This is a genomic window from Bradyrhizobium sp. SZCCHNR1093, from assembly GCF_032381175.1.
GTDB lineage: Bacteria > Pseudomonadota > Alphaproteobacteria > Rhizobiales > Xanthobacteraceae > Bradyrhizobium.
Genome location: NZ_JAUHJJ010000001.1, coordinates 362,014 through 379,901, shown reverse-complemented (window position 1 = coordinate 379,901; position 17,888 = coordinate 362,014). Strand labels below are relative to the sequence as shown.

Genomic DNA, 17,888 nt, shown 5'->3' with positions numbered 1-17,888 from the left:
GCTGTCGCACCAGAGTATTCCTGCCACATCAGCAACCTCCTGCTTTGGTCATGCCATGATCACGCACGAAATCGGCCCGGATGCCGACCGCAAGGTAAGGATCTCTCCGGTCAACTCGCACAATGAGTGGGATCCACTCGAGGAAGTGATTGTCGGAAGGCTCGAAGGCGCGACGATCCCATCCGCCCATCCGGTCGTCGCCTGTAACATTCCGGGAATGGCTGCACGGGCGCAAGCGCTGCTCGGGGGCTTCCGCTATCCAAGGATGTTGATTGAACCGGCTCAGCGCGAGCTCGATGGCTTTATTGCGCTGTTGCAGTCGCTTGGCGTGGTGGTCACCCGACCGGAACCGGTTGATTTCAAGAAGCGCTTCAGCACGCCCGAATGGTCTTCGCGCGGCTTCTGCAACTCCTGCCCGCGCGATAGCATGCTCGTGATCGGAGACGAAATTATTGAAACGCCCATGGCGTGGCCCAGCCGCTATTTCGAGACCCATTCCTTTCGTCCGGTCCTGAAGGACTATTTCCGTCGCGGCGCCCGCTGGACTGCCGCGCCACGGCCGCAACTCACGGACGAACTGTATAACGCCGATTTCAGACGGCCCGAAGAAGGTGAGCCGATGTCATATATTCTGACTGAATTCGAACCGGTGTTCGACGCTGCCGATTTCGTTCGCTGCGGGCGCGATCTGTTTGTAACCCTCAGCAATGTCACCAATGCATCCGGCATCGAATGGCTGCGCCGCCATCTCGGCGACGGCTATCGCATCCACGAGATCGAGAGCCGCTGTCGTAGCCCGATGCACATCGACACGACCATTTTGCCGCTGGGGCCGGGCAGGCTTCTGATCAATCCCGAATACATCGACGTCAGCCGCCTCCCGGACATACTGAAGAAATGGGACATTCTCGTCGCTCCCGAGCCTGATCCGATCACCGATCGCTTGCTCAATATCACGTCGCTATGCGGAAAATGGCTCAACATGAATGTGCTGATGGTGGACGAAAAGCGCATCATCGTTGATCCGCATCATGTGCGAACGATGCGTGCGATCGAGCAATGGGGTTTCGAGCCGATCCCCTGCGAATTCCTGCATTACGCCGCATTTGGCGGCGCATTCCATTGCGCGACACTCGACATCAGGCGGCGCGGGGCGCTCGAGAGCTATTTTTGAGGATTGGCACGCCTATCCGGACTCGAGGCGCAGTCCGACGATGCCAAGTACAATGAGACCAATCGAGGCGAGCCGGGTCGCGGTCGTCGGCTCGTCGAACAGATAGATTCCGAAGAGAGTGGCGACGGCGATGCTCGCGCCGGTCCACGCGGCGTAGGCCGTGCCCATCGGGATCGTCTTCACGGCGAGGCCAAGACAACCGACGCTGGCGCCCATAAAACCCACGGTGACCAGGATCGACGGCAGGCGCGAGAGACCTTCGGAATATTTGAGAGCGATCAGCCAACCCACCTCGCAAAGGCTGCCAATGAATAAGATCACCCAGGCCATGAGAGGTTCTCCCAAAAGATGGGCTTAACGATCCTCGACGGAGTTCGTGTCAGAATTCCACGGTCTCGCTATTCTGCCAACTCGTTCCGCCAAGCCCTTACACTTTGCAAGTGCGCGCTGGAAGGCTACGGAAAAGCCGGCTTGTCGGATCACCCTGGGTAAGCGGTTCAAGAGCCAACAAATATGAGTCGATCATCAATTGAGAGCTGCCTGGGCACCTGATGGAGATTTCGTCTACGGCCGCCGTGGTGATCGAACAGCACGGCATGTCGGCTCATGGCCCGAAGCGTAAGAGCTGGAGCGCGCCCGACATTTCCGGAGCTGGGGTCAGATCGGCTGTGCCACCCGCCTGCCGGCCACAGCCGCCCTTGGTCCGAAGTTGACATCCAAAATTGTAGGCTCCGGTAGAATCTACTTCGCTCTTACGACCCCGCCGCAAATCCCCCAGCCTCGAAAAAGACTGGTTGCTCGCGGTCGGCCAATCGGGATGGTGAGCCTTCGCAGGACCGCGCAGAAGTGCGGCTCGATCCCTCTTGCGGTGGTGGCCTGACGGTGGACAAGGGTGGGGAGTCGGGCGATTCAGCGATGAGCAGACGACGTAATGTCACGCCCCGGGCGTCCAGTCAGCGCGAGAGGCCGTATCGTTTGGGCATCATCATTGGAAAGCAATGAGTTGAGAAGAGAACTAGGGTTTAGTTTCCCATTTCAAACAAAACTCAATGTCGTCCCATCCGATACACGCCTTATGTTCATCCCAATTGACACAGATCTTCTTTTTTCCAAAACTTACACAGTATTTTCCCGATGCCTTTGCCAAGGATGGCTCGACATATATTGTCTTTCCATCGATCTCGGTTCGCACCAAAATGGTTTTGCCTTTTTTGTCCGTTACTGTTGTTTTGTCTTTACTGAGAAACAGATCTTCATCGGTCATGGTTCTTTCTCCTCAATTGCGCGCTGCCACTTGCGTCCCGGTTCGATGTCAAGCGGTCAACTCAATATAAAACCGACCAGCACCCGTTAGCTTGGCGCGAACTTGAATTCAGTCATGCTTACACCTAGAAGTAGAAATTATCTCAGAATACTACGTGTTGATTTCGATCAAAGTCGGTCGGTCCGTCTACGACGAAAACACCCAAGCTAAAGCTGCCGGGAATGCTGGCAAGCCAGGATGTCCGCCCCAACGGTCGCGACCGGGGGCGGCTGAGTCGGGCAAAACGCGCGAAGATTTGTGCCGGTCCGATCGTACGGGAGTGCCGTAGGGGACGAAAAATCATGGGCGCGCAAAAACTCATTTCGCCAGCCGTTTCAACGCGCAAGGGCTGGTGAGGCCGTAGTCCCGAAATTTTCCTCTTTCTTTTTATCAGAAATCATGGATGATGCACGCATCCCGCCTCGACGAGAGGGGCGTTGCGCGCGATCGTCACGACACGCGAGGCGGGGATGCGATGGACGTTTTTGCGGCGTGAGACGAACGCGGCGAGGGCGGACGTGAAGTCGTGTGGTTCTGGCATCCCGACGCTGATGCTAAGTTGCTTGGGTGATGATCCGAGCGACGACGGTGGCCAAAAAGCCCGGTGCACCGAGAAGAGCACGATATAAGCGTTAAAACCGTCGCGCAGGGAAGGCCGGGACGTCTCGGCCGAACCTGTGGTTCCTGCCCCGTGCATTTTGTTCGCACGGGGGCCATGGGGGCGGCGAGCTCCCGGCCTTCCCTGCGCCCTCTCGATCTTCGAAAGGGCATGTCGATCGCAAGACCCGGGCGTGATCCGCCGCGGGACGACGACGTCATGTCTGCTGCTGTTTGAGATGTGAATCTGGACGTGGATCGACTGCTGTCGACCGATCCACCGGCAGCTCCAGTCGCACACTGAAGTCGCCTGCCACTCCGCTGAACCGCAGACGGCCGCCATGGGCCTGCGCGACCTCGCTCGCAATGGCGAGGCCGAGGCCTGAGCCGTGGGAGCCGTCGCCCTTCTGGAAGGGAGATAGCAATCGCTGCTGCGCCTCGGCGGCGATGCCGGGGCCGTCATCCCAGACGATGATCGCGACATGGCTCGCCTTGCTTTCCACCGTCACCATCAGCCGCATCTTTGCACCATGCGCCAGCGCGTTGTGAATGAGATTGGCGAGTGCCTCGCGCAGGCTGATGGCATCGACGGCGATGACGGCATCGTCTTCTGCTGGCACGAAGCTGACGGAGACCTCGCGGTCGAGCGACAGCGGCACGCTCTGCGATAGCACCGACTTGGCCAGCGCGTTGATGTCGGTCGCGGCGAAGCGCGGCGCCTGGGCGCGGTGCTGGATCATGGCGTGATCGAGCAGTTGGCTGGTGAGGCGGGCGAGATCCGCGATGCGACTGCGCAGCCTGTCGAGCGCCTTCGGGTCCTTGGTCTGATCGCTCAGCAGCTCGACCTCGGCATCGATCGCAGCCAGCGGCGTGCGCAGCTGGTGGGTGGCGTCGGCGATGAAGCGCTGCATCAGCGCGATGCGCTCGGCGAGGCGCTGCATGAAGCCGTCGATCGCGCCGACCAGCGCGCGCACCTCGCGCGGCGGCGTGATCGCGATCGGGCTGAGATCGTCCGGCCGGCGCTTGACGATCTCGGCCTCGATCCGCGTCAGCGGCGCGAACACCAGCCGCAGGCATAGCGCAGTCGCCACCAGCGCCAGCACGCTCATCGCGGCGATGAGGCCGATCGCCTTCGAGGCAAGATCCCAGGTCAGTGCGTCGCGGGCGCGCAGGGTCTGCGCCAGCACGATCTGGCTCCAGCCGTCTCCGGGCGCGCCGTCGAGCTTGCGCGCTACCGCGGCGATGCGCACGGCCTGGTCGCGATAGATGCCGTCGCGCAGCACGACGCCCTCGCGCAGCGCCCTGGCGGGCGCGGTGACGGCGAGATCGTCATAGCCGGCGACGACGACGCCGCGCGGATCGGTGACGCGATAGAACACGAGGTCATAGGCCGACAACGTCGCAAACGCTGCCGCCGGCGGATCCAGCGTCACGACGCCACCCTGCATGTAGATGTTCTCGGCGATCTGCACGGCGCCGCCGGCGAGCAGCTTGTCGTAGGCGTCGCGCGCGGCGGTGGCGGCATATTGCCAGGCGGCGAGGCTCAGCACGACGGCGCCGACGGCCAGGATCGCGCCGATCGCGATCAACAGCCGCGCGCGCAGCGAGGTCCTGAGGTCACGAAGCGTGGAGCTGATAGCCAAGGCCGCGCTCGGTCTTGATTTCGACTGTTGTCGCCGCCAGCTTGCGCCGCAGCCGGGCGACGAACTGCTCGACGGCGTTGGGGCTCGGATCCTGGTCGAAGCTGAACAGCTGCTCGACCAATTCCTCCTTGGCGACGTAGCGGCCGGGACGCGCCGCGAGAATCTCCAGCACGGTCAGCTCGCGCCGTGTCAGATCCAGCGGCTGGCCGGCGACGCTTGCAGTACGGCCGGCGCGGTCGATCACCAGCGGTCCCAGGGTCAGCAGATTGTCGGACTGCCCGGCCGCCCGCCGGAGCAGCGCCCGCGCCCGCGCCTCCAGCTCGCGATAGTCGAACGGCTTGATCAGGTAGTCGTCGGCGCCGAGGTCGAGCGCGCCGATGCGGTCGTCCACCGCCGAGCGCGCGGTCAGCACCAGCACCGGCGTGCGCAGGCCGCGCTTGCGCAGGTGCTTGAGCACGGCAAAGCCGTCCATGTTCGGCAGCATCACGTCGAGCACGATCAGGTCATAGGTCTGCACCTCGATCAGCTCGCTCGCGGTGCGGCCGTCCTTTTCCCAGTCGACGGCGTAGCCGATCCGCTCGAACCGGCTGGTCACGGCGGCGCCGATCTCGGGCGTGTCTTCCACCAGCAGGATGCGCACGGTCTCGTTGTCCGCCTCGGAGTCAGGTTCGCGTCAGTCTCCTCCTCTATCACCTCGGATAAGGGCGCCGAAGTGCACCAAGCGAAATTTCGCACTGCAATATAACGGAGGGGAGGACGCATGACCGTCCATCAATCGCCATCTCAGTTCGAGCCGCTGCTCTCCGTCGAGGGCGTGACGCTCCAGTACAAGACGCCGGACACCTTGGTCACGGCGACCTACCGCGTCGATTTCAAGGTCTTCGATTCCGACCGCTTCGTGCTGCTGGGGCCCTCCGGCTGCGGCAAATCCACGCTTCTCAAGGCGATCGGCGGTTATCTGAAGCCGACCGAGGGCCGCATCCGCCTCAAGGGCCACGATGTCGCCGAGCCCGGCCCGGACCGCATGATGGTATTCCAGGAGTTCGACCAGCTGCTCCCGTGGAAGACGGTGCGCGAGAACGTCGTGTTCGCGCTGACGGCCAGCGGCCGGCTCGGCACCGCCGAGGCCAACGAGCGCGCCAGGTCCTATATCGACAAGGTCGGCCTCACCAAGTTCATCGACTCCTATCCGCACATGCTCTCCGGCGGCATGAAGCAGCGCGTCGCGATCGCCAGGGGCATGGCGATGGAGCCCGACGTGCTCTTGATGGACGAGCCGTTCGCCGCGCTGGACGCGCTGACCCGGCGCAAGATGCAGGATGAGCTCCTGCAATTGTGGCAGGACACCCGCTTCACCGTGCTGTTCGTGACGCATTCGATCGAGGAGGCGATCAAGATCGGCTCGCGCATTCTGCTGCTGTCGCCGCATCCCGGCCGCGTCCGCGCCGAGCTCAACAGCGTGCCGCCGGGCACGATGGGCTCGCCCGAGCAGGTCGCGCTCGAAGGGCGCATCAACGACATGCTGTTCGGCCATCACTGAGACACGAGGAGAGCATCATGAGCGAGACGCTGGCGCTGCGCCCCGAAATCGTCAATGCAGACACGCCCCTCGGCGACGTCAAGGTCGAGGCCAGCCTGTCCTGGCTGGAACGCATCTACCACGTCGGTGCGGTCCGCAAGGCCATCATCCTGGTGGCACTCGCCGCGCTGTGGCAGGCCTATGGGCTGTGGCTCGGCAATCCCCTGTTGTTTCCGACCTTCACCGACACGCTCTCAGCCTTCTTCGAGAACATCGGTAACGGCATCATCCCTGCGCGCACCCTCGTGTCGCTGGAGACGCTGCTGATCGGCTACGGCATCGGCATCGCGCTGGCGGCCGTGCTGACCACGATCGCGATCGGATCGCGGATCGGCGCCGACATGCTGGAGGCGCTGACCTCGATGTTCAATCCGCTGCCGGCGATCGCATTGCTGCCGCTGGCGCTGATCTGGTTCGGGCTCGGCAAGGGCAGCATCATCTTCGTGCTGGTGCATTCGGTGTTGTGGGCGATCGCGCTCAACACCCATTCCGGCTTCCGCTCGGTGTCGAACACCTTGCGCATGGTCGGCCTGAACTACGGCCTGCGCGGGTTGAAGCTGGTGCGCTTCATCCTGATCCCGGCTGCATTTCCGGCCATCCTCACCGGCCTGAAGGTGGGCTGGGCCTTCGCCTGGCGCACCCTGATCGCGGCCGAGCTGGTGTTCGGCGTGTCCTCGGGTTCCGGCGGCCTCGGCTGGTTCATCTTCGAGAACCGCAACCAGTTGGAGACGGCCAACGTCTTCGCCGGCCTGTTCACCGTGATCTTCATCGGCCTCGTCGTCGAGAACCTCGTGTTCGCGACCATCGAGCGCAAGACGGTGCGGCGCTGGGGCATGCAGCACTGATTTTCGAGTTATAAGCACAACAACACGGAAGGGAGACGACCATGTCCTGGAGCAAATCACTCACGGCCGCCGCGCTCGGCCTCACCGCGCTGCTCGGCGCCACCGGCGCTTCGCAGGCCGAGGTCAAGGAGATCAGGCTCTCCAAGGGCTACGGCATCCTCTATCTGCCGCTGATCGTGATGGAGGATCAGAAGCTGATGGAGAAGCAGGCGGAGAAGGCCGGGCTCGGTCCGTTCAAGGTGAACTGGCAGATGCTCGACGGCGGCAACATCATCAACGACGCGATGATGGCCGGCTCGCTCGACATCGCCGGCACCGGCGCGCCCGGCTTCATCACGCTGTGGGCCAAGGCCAAGGGCATTCCGGCGGTGGAGGTGGTCGGCGTCAGCGGCCTCAGCTCGACCTCGCTGTGGATGAACACCAACAATCCTGAGATCAAGTCGCTGAAGGATTTCAAGCCGAGCGACAAGATCGCCCTGCCGGGCATCAAGACCTCGCTGTCGGCGGTCATGCTGCAGATGATGGCGGCGCAGGAGTTCGGCAAGGAGAACTACGCCAAGCTCGATCCGATGACTGTCGGCCTGCCGCATCCGGAGGCGCTGGCGGCGCTCACCTCGGGCAAGACCGAGATCACGGCGCATTTCACCTCGCCGCCGTTCTCCTACATCGAGCTGAAGGATTCGAAGATTCGCCGCGTTGCCAATTCCGCCGACGTGCTCGGACGGATGACGATGGACGTGGTGTTCGCGCCCAAGCGCTTCGTCGACGCCAATCCCAAGGTCGTGCAGGCGTTCCTCGACGCGCTCGACGAGGCCTGCACGCTGATCGCCAACGACAAGGCTGCCGCGGCCGAGATCTATGCCCGCACCGCCAAGGTGAAGACCACCAAGGAGGACGTGCTGGAGATGCTGCAGGACAAGGACACCTGGTTCTCGTCGACGCCGGAGGGCGTGCTGAAGATCGCCGAGTTCATGCACGGCGTCGGCTCGATCAAGGTCAAGCCGGCGAGCTGGCAGGACATGTTCGTGACCCAGCTACGCGACCGCAAGGGCAGTTGAGCGAGACCCGTCACGGCCTGCGCGGCCAATGACTGGCATCCGCGAGGTCACCCGGGAACTCTCCCGAACCCACGCTCCGGCCGCCGAGACTTATGTCCGGCGGCCGCCGGCCGTCATTGCGCCGCTGCCCAAGCTGTGCTCTGACGAGGCGGCACAACCGGGAGAAGGGGGACGCGCGATGCGGAAATTGCTGACCGTGCTGGCGGCGCTGATGACGCTGAGCCTGACCAATTGCGGCTACAATGCCATCCAGACCAATGACGAGCAAGTCAAGGCGGCTTGGTCCGAGGTCGTCAACCAGTATCAACGCCGCGCCGACCTCGTGCCCAACCTGGTCAACAGCGTGAAGGGTTTTGCCCAGCAGGAGAAGGACGTGCTGCTCGGCGTCACCAACGCCCGCGCCAAGGTCGGCAGCGTCCAGGCCACGCCCGACGTCGTCAACGATCCCGCTGCGCTGCAGAAGTTCCAGGCCGCGCAGAGCGAACTGACCGGCGCGCTGTCGCGGTTGTTGGTCGTCACTGAGAATTATCCGCAGCTGAAATCGGACGCGCTGTTCCGTGACCTGATGTCCCAGCTCGAAGGCACCGAGAACCGCATCACGGTGGCGCGCAACCGCTACATCAAGGCGGTCCAGGAATACAACGTCGGCATCCGCACCTTCCCGAACAACCTGACCGCAATGATGTTCGGCTACAAGGAGAAGGCCAACTTCACGGTCGAGAACGAACGCGAGATCTCGGTGGCGCCGAAGGTCGATTTCAACGCGCCGTCGCCTGCGCCCTCGAAATAGCCGGAGCAGGGAATCGTGCGCGCGCTGCCGGTCCTCAAGGCGCTGCTTGCGACGCTGCTCGTCTGCTTCGCCACGATGGTGCTGGCCGACGTCGCGGTGCCGCAGCTCACCGGCCGCGTCGTCGACCAGACCGGCACGCTGTCCTCCTCGGACATCGCAGGCCTCGCGCAGAAGCTGAAGGACCTGGAAACCCGCAAGGGCAGCCAGGTCGCGGTGCTGATCGTGCCGACGACGCAGCCCGAGACCATCGAGCAGTTTTCGCTCCGCGTCGCCGAGACCTGGAAGATCGGGCGCAAGAAGGTCGACGACGGCGCGCTGCTGGTGATCGCCAAGAACGACCGCAAGCTGCGCATCGAGGTCGGCTACGGCCTCGAAGGCAGCCTCACCGACGTCACCGCGCGCCGCATCATCGACGAGGTCATCACGCCGAAATTCCGCACCGGCGACTTCGCCGGCGGCATCGACGCCGGCGTCGACCGCATCATCGGCGTGATCAATGGCGAGACCCTGCCGGTGCCGCAGCCCCAGGCCTCGCACGGCACGGATCTCGACATCGACTCGATCTCCTCCTTCGCGCCGGTGGCGCTGTTTGGTGCGCTGGTGATCGGCGGCATCCTGCGGACCTTGCTCGGACGACTGATCGGATCGCTCGCGACTGGCGGCGCCATGGGCGTGATCGCCTGGCTGCTGGTGGGATCGGCGGGGCTGGCGGCACTGTCGGCCATCGCCGGCTTCGTCATCGCTTTCATTGCCGACAGTTTCGCCGGGATGAATACGCCGGGCAGCGGCCGCCGCGGCGGCTGGTCGAGCGGATCGTCGTCGGGCGGTTGGAGCAGCGGCAGCTCGAGCGATAGCGGCAGCTTTTCCGGCGGGGGCGGCAGCTTCGGCGGCGGCGGCGCCTCGGGCAGCTGGTAAGGACGGGACGCGCGACCATGGGCATCAAGCGGATCGGCAGGCATCTCCTGCATCGTCCCTGGCAGCTGAAGCGCATCTTCACGCCTGCAGTGCTCGCGCGCATCGAGCAGGCGATCAAGGATGGCGAGCGCACCCATGCCGGCCAGCTTCGCTTCGTCGTCGAGGGCGCGCTCGACGGCCGGCCGCTCTGGCGCGACCAGCCGCCGCGCGAGCGCGCGCTGGACCTGTTCTCGCACCTGCGCATCTGGGACACCGCGCACAACAACGGCGTCCTGATCTATCTCCTGCTTGCCGATCGCGACGTCGAGATCATCGCCGACCGCGGCATCCACGACCGTGTCGGCGCGGCGGGTTGGGAGGCGATCTGCCGGGCGATGGAGGCTGAGTTTCGCCAGGGCCACTTCGAGCAGGGCGTCATGCAAGGCATCTCCGCCGTCTCACGCGAGCTCGCCAGGCACTATCCGCCGCACGCCGGCGATCCAAATGAGCTGCCCGACGCGCCAGTGGTGCTGTAGCGATCCATTCCGCGGCACACGTCTCGCTCAACCCGACTTGAAATTGGCGGGCACGATTCCAACCCCGTCATTGCGAGCGCAGCGAAGCAATCCAGACCGTCTCTGCGGAGGGATTCTGGATTGCTTCGCGGCGCCGCTGCGCTCGCAATGGCGCGGACGGAGCCGTGTTTGCCATTCACGTCGTCGTCGCAGAAGCGCCGTACCGCTTCGCCATCGCCCCCGCCATCTCCGTCATCTTCGCCCGCAACTCGGGCGGATCGAGCACTTCGACCTCCGGCCCGAAGCGCAGCAGCTCGCCAACCGCATGCCATAGTGTTGTTCCGGTCGGGATCGTCGCGATGCGCCAGCCATCGGCATCGGCTTCGTCGGCCAGGCGCGTGCGGGCGCGCACATAGGGCTGACTCAGCGCCTCTAGCAGCCGCACGCCGAGCGGTGACAGCCGCACCGTTGCGAGCTTCGGATGCAGCTCCGCTTCCAGCCGCTCGGTCGCAGCCCGCCAATAGGCGGCGAGATCGAAGTCGGCGGGCCGCGCGAAGGTCTCCACTGTGACGGTGCAATCGAGCACGCGCGCCACGCGATAGGTGCGCACGCTGCGCTCGACCTGCCCTGCGAGATACCAGCCGCCGCCCTTGAGCACGAGGCCGAGCGGCGCCACCCGGCGGCGCTTCTCGGCGCGCCAGCTCTGATAGCGGATGTCGATCAGGCGGTCGGCGAGCAGCGCGTCCGCAATGGTTCGCAGATGCGTCGGCTCCTCGGACTCGCCGAACCAGCCAGGCGCGTCGAGATGGAAGCGCGCCTGCATGCGGCCGGCATTGGCGCGCAGGCTCTCCGGCAGGGCCGCCACCAGCTTGGTCTGCGCCGCGCTCATCGCGCCATCGAGCCCGAGCGCGGCGGCGGGGCCCGGCAGGCCCGCCATGAACAGTGCGTCGGTTTCCGTCGGCGACAGCCCGTTCAGCCGCACGCGATAGCCGTCGAGCAGGCGGAATCCGCCTTCGGCGCCGCGCTCGGCATAGACCGGGATCCCCGCCGCGGCGAGCGCGTCGATGTCGCGATAGATCGTGCGCACCGAGACCTCGCAGGCGTCTGCGAGCTCGGGCGCGGTAACCTGTCCCCTGGCCTGCAGGGTGGTGAGGATCGAGAGCAGCCGGCTCGCGCGCATGCCCTTCTTTAAACATACCTGACACACCTTGTCAGGTATGGTGTGCGACAAGCCCGCACCGCAGCCGGCAATGGGAGGACACCATCATGACCGCCGACGACAAGATCACGCTGTATTACTCACCGCAGACCCGCGCCGCCGGCACCCGCGTCCTGCTCGAGGAGCTGGGCGCGCCCTACGATCTGCATGTCCTCAACATGAAGGCGGGCGAGCAGCGCAAGCCGGAGTTCTTGGCCGTCAATCCGCTCGGCAAGGTGCCGACGATCGGACATCGCGGCCAGATCGTGACCGAGCAGGTCGCGATCTTCATCTATCTCGCCGATCTGTTTCCGCAAGCGGGGCTGACGCCGGCGCTCGACGATGCCATGCGCGGGCCCTATCTGCGCTGGATCGCCTATTACGGTGCGTCGTTCGAGCCCGCCGTGATCGACCATTTCATGAAGCGCGAACCGGCCCCGATCACGCAGTCGCCCTATGCCGACTACGATACGATGCTGGGCGCGCTGGAGCAGCAGCTCGCCAAGGGGCCGTATCTCCTCGGCGAGCGCATGACCGCCGCCGACGTGCTGTGGGGCGTCGCCTTCAACTGGACCATGATGTTCGGCGTCGTGCCGCGCAAGGACGTGTTCGTGCGCTATGCCGAGCGCATCACCCAGCGTCCGGCGTTCCAGCGCGTCACCGCCGCGGATGCCGAGATGGCGGCCCAGCACGCGGCCGCCGCCGGCGTCTGAGCGCCAGCATCGACGCAATCGAGCGAGGTCCCGCCGGCAACGGGACCTCGCTGATGTGATTGCACGTTGTCCGGCAGGCGCAGCTCGCCAGATGCCGGGCTTCCCGCGGCGGCGCCGCTAGTTCAGGCTGATCCCCGTGAGCGGCGTGCCGTCGACGCCGTTGTTGCTGATCGCGTTGTTCTTGAAGGACGAGACGGAGCCGCCGCCGGTCTGGACGACGCCGTTGGCGTTGCCCTGGATGACGGAATTTCCCAACGTCACGATGGCGCCGCTGCCGCTCGCCAGAACGCCGGTGTTGTTGAACTCGGAGGTCAGCCGGTCGAGAAACACGCCCATCCCCGGCTTTCCGGCCGGGACCGTGGCGGATATCCCGGCATTGGCATTTTCGATGGCCTTCGTGTTCGAGACGAGCACGCTGATCGCGCTGCTCGAATTCGCGGTCGAGACCGTGACGCCGAACGCGGACGCCTTGAGCGAGGAGTCTGCGATCACCACCTGTGCCGCACCGGTCGGCGCGACCGAGATTGCGCTTTGCGAGAAGTTCTCGAAGGTACAGTTCTCGACGACGAGCTTTCGGCCGGCCAGGAAATTGACGCCGTTGAGGCCGAGGGTCGTGCCGGCGCCGTTGATGCTCAGATTGCGCAGGATGATGACGTCGTTGGCGCCGGCATTCACGTTGATGCCGTTGGTCGCCGACGCCAGGATCGAGGCCATGGTCCCCCCGCCGTCGATCGTGATCGATTTGGTGATCGTGACGGCGCCGTAGCCGCCGGGATCGAGCACGTCGATCTCACCGCCGGCGGCGGTCTTCGAGATCGCACCGGCGAAGGTCTTGCAGGGCGCCGTGCGGCTGCACGGGTTGACGTCGTCGCCGACGCCGGACACCCAGGTCCGCGTCGCCTGCGCGTGAGCCCCTGGCGAGGCCAGGATCAAAAGTGCGGCGCACAAAAATCCGATCGAAGAAATGAGCTTTCGCATGAGCGCTCCCCTTGAAATGCTGGAAATGAAAAAATAACCCGAACGCAGAGTATTAGTCTACGAAAGCAACCAGAGCGTTCATCGAAAACGGCGAGGGAGACGGCACATTTGCGATCGAGAACCGGCGCCCAGCCGAAACGCGGTGAGAATTCATGACGACGCCGGCAAGACAGCTCATAGTTTGCTCGCCTTCGCCCCTCCTGCCAATTGAGTGCACATTGTCCTGTGATTTGGCGCAGGCGCCTTGGAAGATCGCTCTGCGCAGGATCAACGTTTTTTTTAAGAGCGACGTAAGTAAAAATGTTTGAAGTATTCGGCGCCGCCCCTCTGGCGGAGTGGGTCGAAACTCGTTCTGCGAGATAAGTCTTTTTCGGGAGAAGTCGCGTGATTGAAAGGGTCTGGGTGAGTGACTGCTTCATGGACTCTTCCAATATTTCGAAATTCAATCTGAACCCGGATGACCAGGGCAAGGATTACTGGCAAGATACCGAATATCGGGAAGAACTGGACCGTCTGGACAAGCTCATGCGCAAGCACGAGGACGGTGAAACGTTGACGGAAGATGAGCGTCCGAAGCGGGCCTACCCGAGGTACAAGGATCGGCGCATTGGAAAGTTGTCCGATTTCTTTCGGGTCAATGCCTTCATCGTTGTCTCTTCCGATTTTGCCGAAGTGCTTGGGAGATTCGAGCTTGGAAAGGGCGGCCTGTCCAACATAGAGCTCTATCAGGGCAATCGCGTCGAACGGGTGCCGGGGGCCTGGTATTTCCTAAATCTCGGATGTCAGAAGCAGACCTTTCGTTCCGGGCGATCAACCGGCGGTTTCGTTCAGCCGGACTTGTGGCCCAAGGGCAAACTGATGGTTAGCTTGCCCAAAGACAACCAAATTGCGGTCGGGGCGGCAGCTCTGGAAGGTTGTGACCTCTGGACCGACCCGAGCCTTGCGGGTGCGCTGTTTCTGAGCGGGCGGCTCGAGGCTGCGCTGAAGGCCGCGAAGCTGACCCGTAACGTGCGGCGAGCACGGTGCATGATCGTCAATGAAGATTGAGGGGCGCAATGGGCTGAAGCCAGAGACCTCGGCATCTCTCGCAAGGGAGTTGAGGTGACAGTCCTGGACCGCAAACTTAGTTCGTGGATGGAGAGGCTTGTTAATCATCGATCACGCGCTGGGACAGCGGAACGACCGGTGGAGGCTCGGGGGCGGCCAGGAAGTTGAGGTGCTCCGCAAAGCTGCCTCTCCGATCGACGTCCATCTTCAGGCCGATACGCCCCGCCAACCTGTGGCGCGCGGCGGCGAACCAGCGAAAAACCTCGTAGAATATCGGGCAGTGGCTCTCATATCCAAAATGAGGGATCCCCACGAGACACGGTTGACCGAACCCCATTTCTTCATGATCACGCCTGGTGCCGTCGCCGTGGTAGACATTCCATCTGATGTCGGCGTTCTTCGACACCACAAGATCGCCAGCGAAGATCGAGATGTCGTGGACGATGTTGATGCCGTGATATGGACCGGTCCACGCCGGCTCGTAGTCATGAATGGCTGAAATGACTTCGCCGTCGCTCGGCAACAGGTGTCCGCCATATCTGAAGATCCAGCTGTCGAGTGTCGGCAGAAATCGGTCCGATAGCGTCAGCTCGATCGAGAATGACCTCAGATAGTCCGCCAATGCTTTGAGGCGGCTTTGCTTCTGCGCGAGAAAATAATCGAAGTTTGCCCTGATTTTTGCGTCTGACAGAACTGCCTCGCTGTCGTGAAATGGAGGCGAATAGATGGGGTAGTCGAAAAGTGCACGCCGGACTTTCCGATGATCGATCATGTTCGCAATGAAGCGCATGCTTCCTTGTCCAATCAAATGCCGTGAGCCAGGTTAGCAAGGAATTCCGGCGCCGTGTTGAACGCACCGGCTTGGATCAACCGCCTTGCTCTCCGCCCCGCACGACGGGCAATTCCCGCATCCCTCTCATGCGCCAACTGCCCGTCGAGCCAGTTTGTCGCATGTGTGCCGCCTTGCGGCGTCGGGCAAATCGCGACGATGATCCCGGCCATCCCGTTCGCGATGAGGAGGGGCGGCTCGGCCGATCGTCACGAGGCGTAGCAGCGGGGAGCGGTGGCCGTATCGGGCTTGGGGCTCTGCGCAAGCGGGCCGGCGAGCAAGCGTGGTACGGACGGTCAAGTCGTAGGGTCCTGGCATCCCGATGCCGATGCCAAGTTCGCATACAGGCTTCGCCTCGTGCGGATGACGGTGACCAGAAAGCCCGGCGCACCGGGGAGACTACAAAGCAGCCGTAACGCCATCGCGCAGGGAAGGCCGGGTGCCAGTCGGCACCCGGCCTTCCCTGCGCCCTCCGACTAATGAGGAGGGAATGATCGTCAAAGCTCGGGCGCAATCGCGCCGCGAGAGCGGCTCCGTTCGTCTCCGCGTCGACCGCGCTGCGCCGCGAGCCGATCGGAGCCTGCTGACACCGGGCGATGCCGCCCAGAGCTGAATATTCGGGCACCGCCCGCCACATCTGCTCCACTTTGTTGGCGCAAATCCGCCCAGTATGAATCCCTAAAACTCAGGTAAGCCTTCCAAAAGTAAGATTTTGGCAATCAATCGAACGCTAACTAAGGTTACCAAGTGCTCAACGTCATGCGGAGACTCTGAACGTGAGCGACCAAAAGCCCGAACGGGCCAGCCTTGGCGTGGCCGATACGACTGGCATGGCCAGTGCGAGTGTCGACCTGATGCCGAAGACATCCGCGTTCCCCGATGCAGTCGACCTGGCCGTGCCTGCGATCGCGACCGTCGCCCCGCCCATGATCGCGCCGGATCACGAAGCGCCTGCGGCTGACCGTCCGGGCATTGACCCCAAGGCGGCGATCGTGGAAGCGGTGACCGCGCCCGAGCCGCAGGCCGAGGCCAACAAGTCTGAGATCAAGACCGAGATGACGGCCGACACCGAGATCGGGACGATCAGCGTCAAGCCGGTCAAGCCCGAACAGGTCAAGGTCGAAGCCCTTACGGCCGAGCCGGAAAAGATCGAGCCCGCCAAGATCCAAGCGGCGAAGCCGGAGCGAGCCAAACCAGAGCCCGCGCGGCTCGACCTGGTCAAGTCCGACAAGGGCAAATCCGACAAGGTCAAGCCCGAGCTGACCAAGGCCCAGGCGGCGGGGGGCAACCTTGCGGCGACGGGCAAAGTCGAAGCCGCAGCGAGCTCGAGTGCTGCGAGATCTCCCTCGACGATCCTGGATCTGATCAGGACGGAGCCGGTCAAGTCGGAGCCGATCAAGACGGCTGCGGCCGGTGAGCTCCTCAAGGTCGAGACACCGAAGCTGTCGATGCTCGCGGCCAATGCGCCGAAAGTCGGCCCGATGGCGGCGGCTGCGCCGAAGCCGGAGACGGCCATCAAGCCGGACGCGCCGATCAAGTCCGTGGCTGCCACCAAGACAGAAGCCGTCGTCCGGCCAGAGCCGGCTGCCAAGCCGGAGACTGTTGCCAGGCCAGAGACTGTCGCCAAGTCGGAGGCCAAGTCGGAGCCCGTTGCCAAGCAGGCATCCGCGGCCAAACCCGAGGTGTCCGCGACGCGCCCGGTCACGCCAGTCCAGGCGGATGCCGGACCGGCGACCAGGGCGGGTGCTTTTGCCGCGGTCGACAAGGCCGCGGCCTGGGCCAAAGCGAAGTTCAAGACCGAGCCTTTCAAGTTCAATGCGGCGTCCAAGCCGGCGGCCGCTGCCGCAACGGCGGCCAGCGCGACCGCTGCCGGAGCGGCGCTGCCGCCTCCGCAGCCGGGCCAGGCCCCGCCGCCGCATGCCGTGAACGGCAGGCTCGGCCTGCCGGCCATGGCTGCGATCCTGCTGCTGTCGATGATTGTCGGCGGCGTTGCCGGTGGTCTGGTCACGGCCAAGTTCGTCACGCGCTCCGGCGGCGGTGACGTGGCCGATGCGGCGGCAGGCGAGGCTACAGACTCCACGCTTGGCGCGACCGTGGCGCGGATCGACAATGATGTCGCCGCGCTGAAGGCGAGCCTCGACCAGACCAATCAGACCAGCCTCGTCGAGCTCAACAAGTCCGCCGAGCGTCTCGACCGGCTCGAGAAGATCCTGGGTGACCTGTCGACGAAATCGTCGGCCAAGCCGAGCGAGCTGCAGCGTCTGAGCGAGGCCGTGGACCGGCTGCGCGCCGCGCAGGCGTCCGCGACCGCGCAGGCCCCCGCGCGAGACAGCGCCGCGTCCGTGCCGCAGGCGGTGGGCGCGATCAATGCGGCGGCGCCGCCCGCGGGCGTGGCGAGCCGGGCCGACGCGGCCAGGACCACCGAGGCAGCCAGGACCGAAGCAGCAAGGGCAGAGGCGAGCCGGGCCGAGCCGGCGAGGGCGGAGACCGCTCGCCCCGAGCCGAGCCGCGCGGAGGCCACCAAGCCCAAGGTCGTCGAGGGCTGGGTGCTGCGCGACGTCGGTCGTGGTGGCGCGCTGATCGAGGGCCGCGGTGGCCTCTACGAGGTCTATGCCGGCGATCCCGTGCCGGGCCTCGGCAAGGTCGACGCGATCCGCAAGCAGGACGGTCGCTGGGTGGTCGTCACCACCAAGGGGCTTGTCGTCGCGCGCTGACGGACCATCTG

The 17,888-nt window shown here is 64.1% G+C and carries 17 protein-coding genes; 10 read left to right on the top strand and 7 right to left on the bottom strand.

What is annotated here, in order from left to right:
- Window positions 1-55: 55 nt before the first annotated feature.
- Window positions 56-1,174 carry an amidinotransferase gene (locus QX070_RS01890; RefSeq protein WP_315735676.1) on the top strand — a complete coding sequence of 373 codons (1,119 nt, stop codon included), beginning with the start codon at window positions 56-58 and terminating at the stop codon, window positions 1,172-1,174.
- A gap of 12 nt (window positions 1,175-1,186) precedes the next feature.
- Here QX070_RS01890 and QX070_RS01885 read toward each other — a convergent pair whose 3' ends face one another.
- The 4 genes from QX070_RS01885 to QX070_RS01870 form a co-directional block, all read right to left on the bottom strand.
- A complete protein-coding gene (locus tag QX070_RS01885; RefSeq protein WP_315713960.1) occupies window positions 1,187-1,504 on the bottom strand; it encodes a multidrug efflux SMR transporter in 318 nt (105 codons plus the stop codon).
- A gap of 685 nt (window positions 1,505-2,189) precedes the next feature.
- Window positions 2,190-2,438, bottom strand: a complete 249-nt coding sequence (locus tag QX070_RS01880; protein ID WP_315734314.1) for a hypothetical protein — start codon at window positions 2,436-2,438, stop codon at window positions 2,190-2,192.
- An 854-nt stretch (window positions 2,439-3,292) separates the two neighbouring features.
- A complete protein-coding gene (locus tag QX070_RS01875; protein WP_315734311.1) occupies window positions 3,293-4,717 on the bottom strand; it encodes a sensor histidine kinase in 1,425 nt (474 codons plus the stop codon).
- A complete protein-coding gene (locus tag QX070_RS01870) occupies window positions 4,692-5,357 on the bottom strand; it encodes a response regulator transcription factor (protein ID WP_315734309.1) in 666 nt (221 codons plus the stop codon). Before QX070_RS01870 ends, QX070_RS01875 begins: the two co-directional genes overlap by 26 nt.
- 120 nt (window positions 5,358-5,477) lie before the next feature.
- Between QX070_RS01870 and QX070_RS01865 the strand changes: the two genes are divergently transcribed.
- From QX070_RS01865 to QX070_RS01840, 6 genes are all read left to right on the top strand, one after another.
- Window positions 5,478-6,257 carry an ABC transporter ATP-binding protein gene (locus QX070_RS01865; protein ID WP_315734307.1) on the top strand — a complete coding sequence of 260 codons (780 nt, stop codon included), beginning with the start codon at window positions 5,478-5,480 and terminating at the stop codon, window positions 6,255-6,257.
- 17 nt (window positions 6,258-6,274) lie between these two features.
- Complete coding sequence (locus QX070_RS01860) at window positions 6,275-7,141, top strand: ABC transporter permease (RefSeq protein WP_315734305.1); 867 nt, start codon at window positions 6,275-6,277, stop codon at window positions 7,139-7,141.
- Between the two features lie 41 nt (window positions 7,142-7,182).
- Window positions 7,183-8,199: an ABC transporter substrate-binding protein gene (locus tag QX070_RS01855; RefSeq protein ID WP_315734303.1), complete on the top strand. Its 1,017-nt coding sequence runs from the start codon at window positions 7,183-7,185 to the stop codon at window positions 8,197-8,199.
- 178 nt (window positions 8,200-8,377) lie between these two features.
- Complete coding sequence (locus tag QX070_RS01850) at window positions 8,378-8,989, top strand: LemA family protein (protein WP_315734301.1); 612 nt, start codon at window positions 8,378-8,380, stop codon at window positions 8,987-8,989.
- Between the two features lie 15 nt (window positions 8,990-9,004).
- On the top strand, window positions 9,005-9,904 hold the full coding sequence (locus QX070_RS01845) for a YgcG family protein (protein ID WP_315734298.1): 900 nt from the start codon (window positions 9,005-9,007) through the stop codon (window positions 9,902-9,904).
- Window positions 9,905-9,921: 17 nt separating this feature from the next.
- A complete protein-coding gene (locus QX070_RS01840; protein ID WP_315734296.1) occupies window positions 9,922-10,419 on the top strand; it encodes a TPM domain-containing protein in 498 nt (165 codons plus the stop codon).
- A 175-nt stretch (window positions 10,420-10,594) separates the two neighbouring features.
- Here the strand turns inward: QX070_RS01840 and QX070_RS01835 are convergent, their stop codons facing one another.
- A complete protein-coding gene (locus tag QX070_RS01835) occupies window positions 10,595-11,578 on the bottom strand; it encodes a YafY family protein (protein WP_315734294.1) in 984 nt (327 codons plus the stop codon).
- Between the two features lie 86 nt (window positions 11,579-11,664).
- On the opposite strand from QX070_RS01835, the gene QX070_RS01830 reads away from it, so the two are divergent.
- Window positions 11,665-12,309 carry a glutathione S-transferase family protein gene (locus QX070_RS01830; protein WP_315734292.1) on the top strand — a complete coding sequence of 215 codons (645 nt, stop codon included), beginning with the start codon at window positions 11,665-11,667 and terminating at the stop codon, window positions 12,307-12,309.
- A gap of 117 nt (window positions 12,310-12,426) precedes the next feature.
- Here QX070_RS01830 and QX070_RS01825 read toward each other — a convergent pair whose 3' ends face one another.
- Complete coding sequence (locus QX070_RS01825) at window positions 12,427-13,287, bottom strand: right-handed parallel beta-helix repeat-containing protein (protein WP_315734290.1); 861 nt, start codon at window positions 13,285-13,287, stop codon at window positions 12,427-12,429.
- Window positions 13,288-13,671: 384 nt separating this feature from the next.
- On the opposite strand from QX070_RS01825, the gene QX070_RS01820 reads away from it, so the two are divergent.
- Window positions 13,672-14,334, top strand: coding sequence for a hypothetical protein (locus tag QX070_RS01820; protein ID WP_315734288.1), 663 nt, complete (start codon window positions 13,672-13,674; stop codon window positions 14,332-14,334).
- Between the two features lie 100 nt (window positions 14,335-14,434).
- On the opposite strand, the gene QX070_RS01815 is transcribed toward QX070_RS01820, so the two are convergent.
- On the bottom strand, window positions 14,435-15,124 hold the full coding sequence (locus QX070_RS01815; RefSeq protein ID WP_315734286.1) for a hypothetical protein: 690 nt from the start codon (window positions 15,122-15,124) through the stop codon (window positions 14,435-14,437).
- 815 nt (window positions 15,125-15,939) lie between these two features.
- Here QX070_RS01815 and QX070_RS01810 point away from each other — a divergent pair.
- Complete coding sequence (locus QX070_RS01810; protein ID WP_315734284.1) at window positions 15,940-17,877, top strand: hypothetical protein; 1,938 nt, start codon at window positions 15,940-15,942, stop codon at window positions 17,875-17,877.
- The last annotated feature ends 11 nt before the right edge of the window (window positions 17,878-17,888 follow it).

Bases quoted from the DNA above. Each gene is read 5' to 3' on its own strand.
- QX070_RS01890 (WP_315735676.1), top strand. From the start codon at position 56: ATGATCACGCACGAAATCGGCCCGGATGCCGACCGCAAGGTAAGGATC.
- QX070_RS01885 (WP_315713960.1), bottom strand. From the start codon at position 1,504: ATGGCCTGGGTGATCTTATTCATTGGCAGCCTTTGCGAGGTGGGTTGG.
- QX070_RS01880 (WP_315734314.1), bottom strand. From the start codon at position 2,438: ATGACCGATGAAGATCTGTTTCTCAGTAAAGACAAAACAACAGTAACG.
- QX070_RS01865 (WP_315734307.1), top strand. From the start codon at position 5,478: ATGACCGTCCATCAATCGCCATCTCAGTTCGAGCCGCTGCTCTCCGTC.
- QX070_RS01860 (WP_315734305.1), top strand. From the start codon at position 6,275: ATGAGCGAGACGCTGGCGCTGCGCCCCGAAATCGTCAATGCAGACACG.
- QX070_RS01855 (WP_315734303.1), top strand. From the start codon at position 7,183: ATGTCCTGGAGCAAATCACTCACGGCCGCCGCGCTCGGCCTCACCGCG.
- QX070_RS01850 (WP_315734301.1), top strand. From the start codon at position 8,378: ATGCGGAAATTGCTGACCGTGCTGGCGGCGCTGATGACGCTGAGCCTG.
- QX070_RS01840 (WP_315734296.1), top strand. From the start codon at position 9,922: ATGGGCATCAAGCGGATCGGCAGGCATCTCCTGCATCGTCCCTGGCAG.
- QX070_RS01835 (WP_315734294.1), bottom strand. From the start codon at position 11,578: ATGCGCGCGAGCCGGCTGCTCTCGATCCTCACCACCCTGCAGGCCAGG.
- QX070_RS01830 (WP_315734292.1), top strand. From the start codon at position 11,665: ATGACCGCCGACGACAAGATCACGCTGTATTACTCACCGCAGACCCGC.
- QX070_RS01825 (WP_315734290.1), bottom strand. From the start codon at position 13,287: ATGCGAAAGCTCATTTCTTCGATCGGATTTTTGTGCGCCGCACTTTTG.
- QX070_RS01815 (WP_315734286.1), bottom strand. From the start codon at position 15,124: ATGCGCTTCATTGCGAACATGATCGATCATCGGAAAGTCCGGCGTGCA.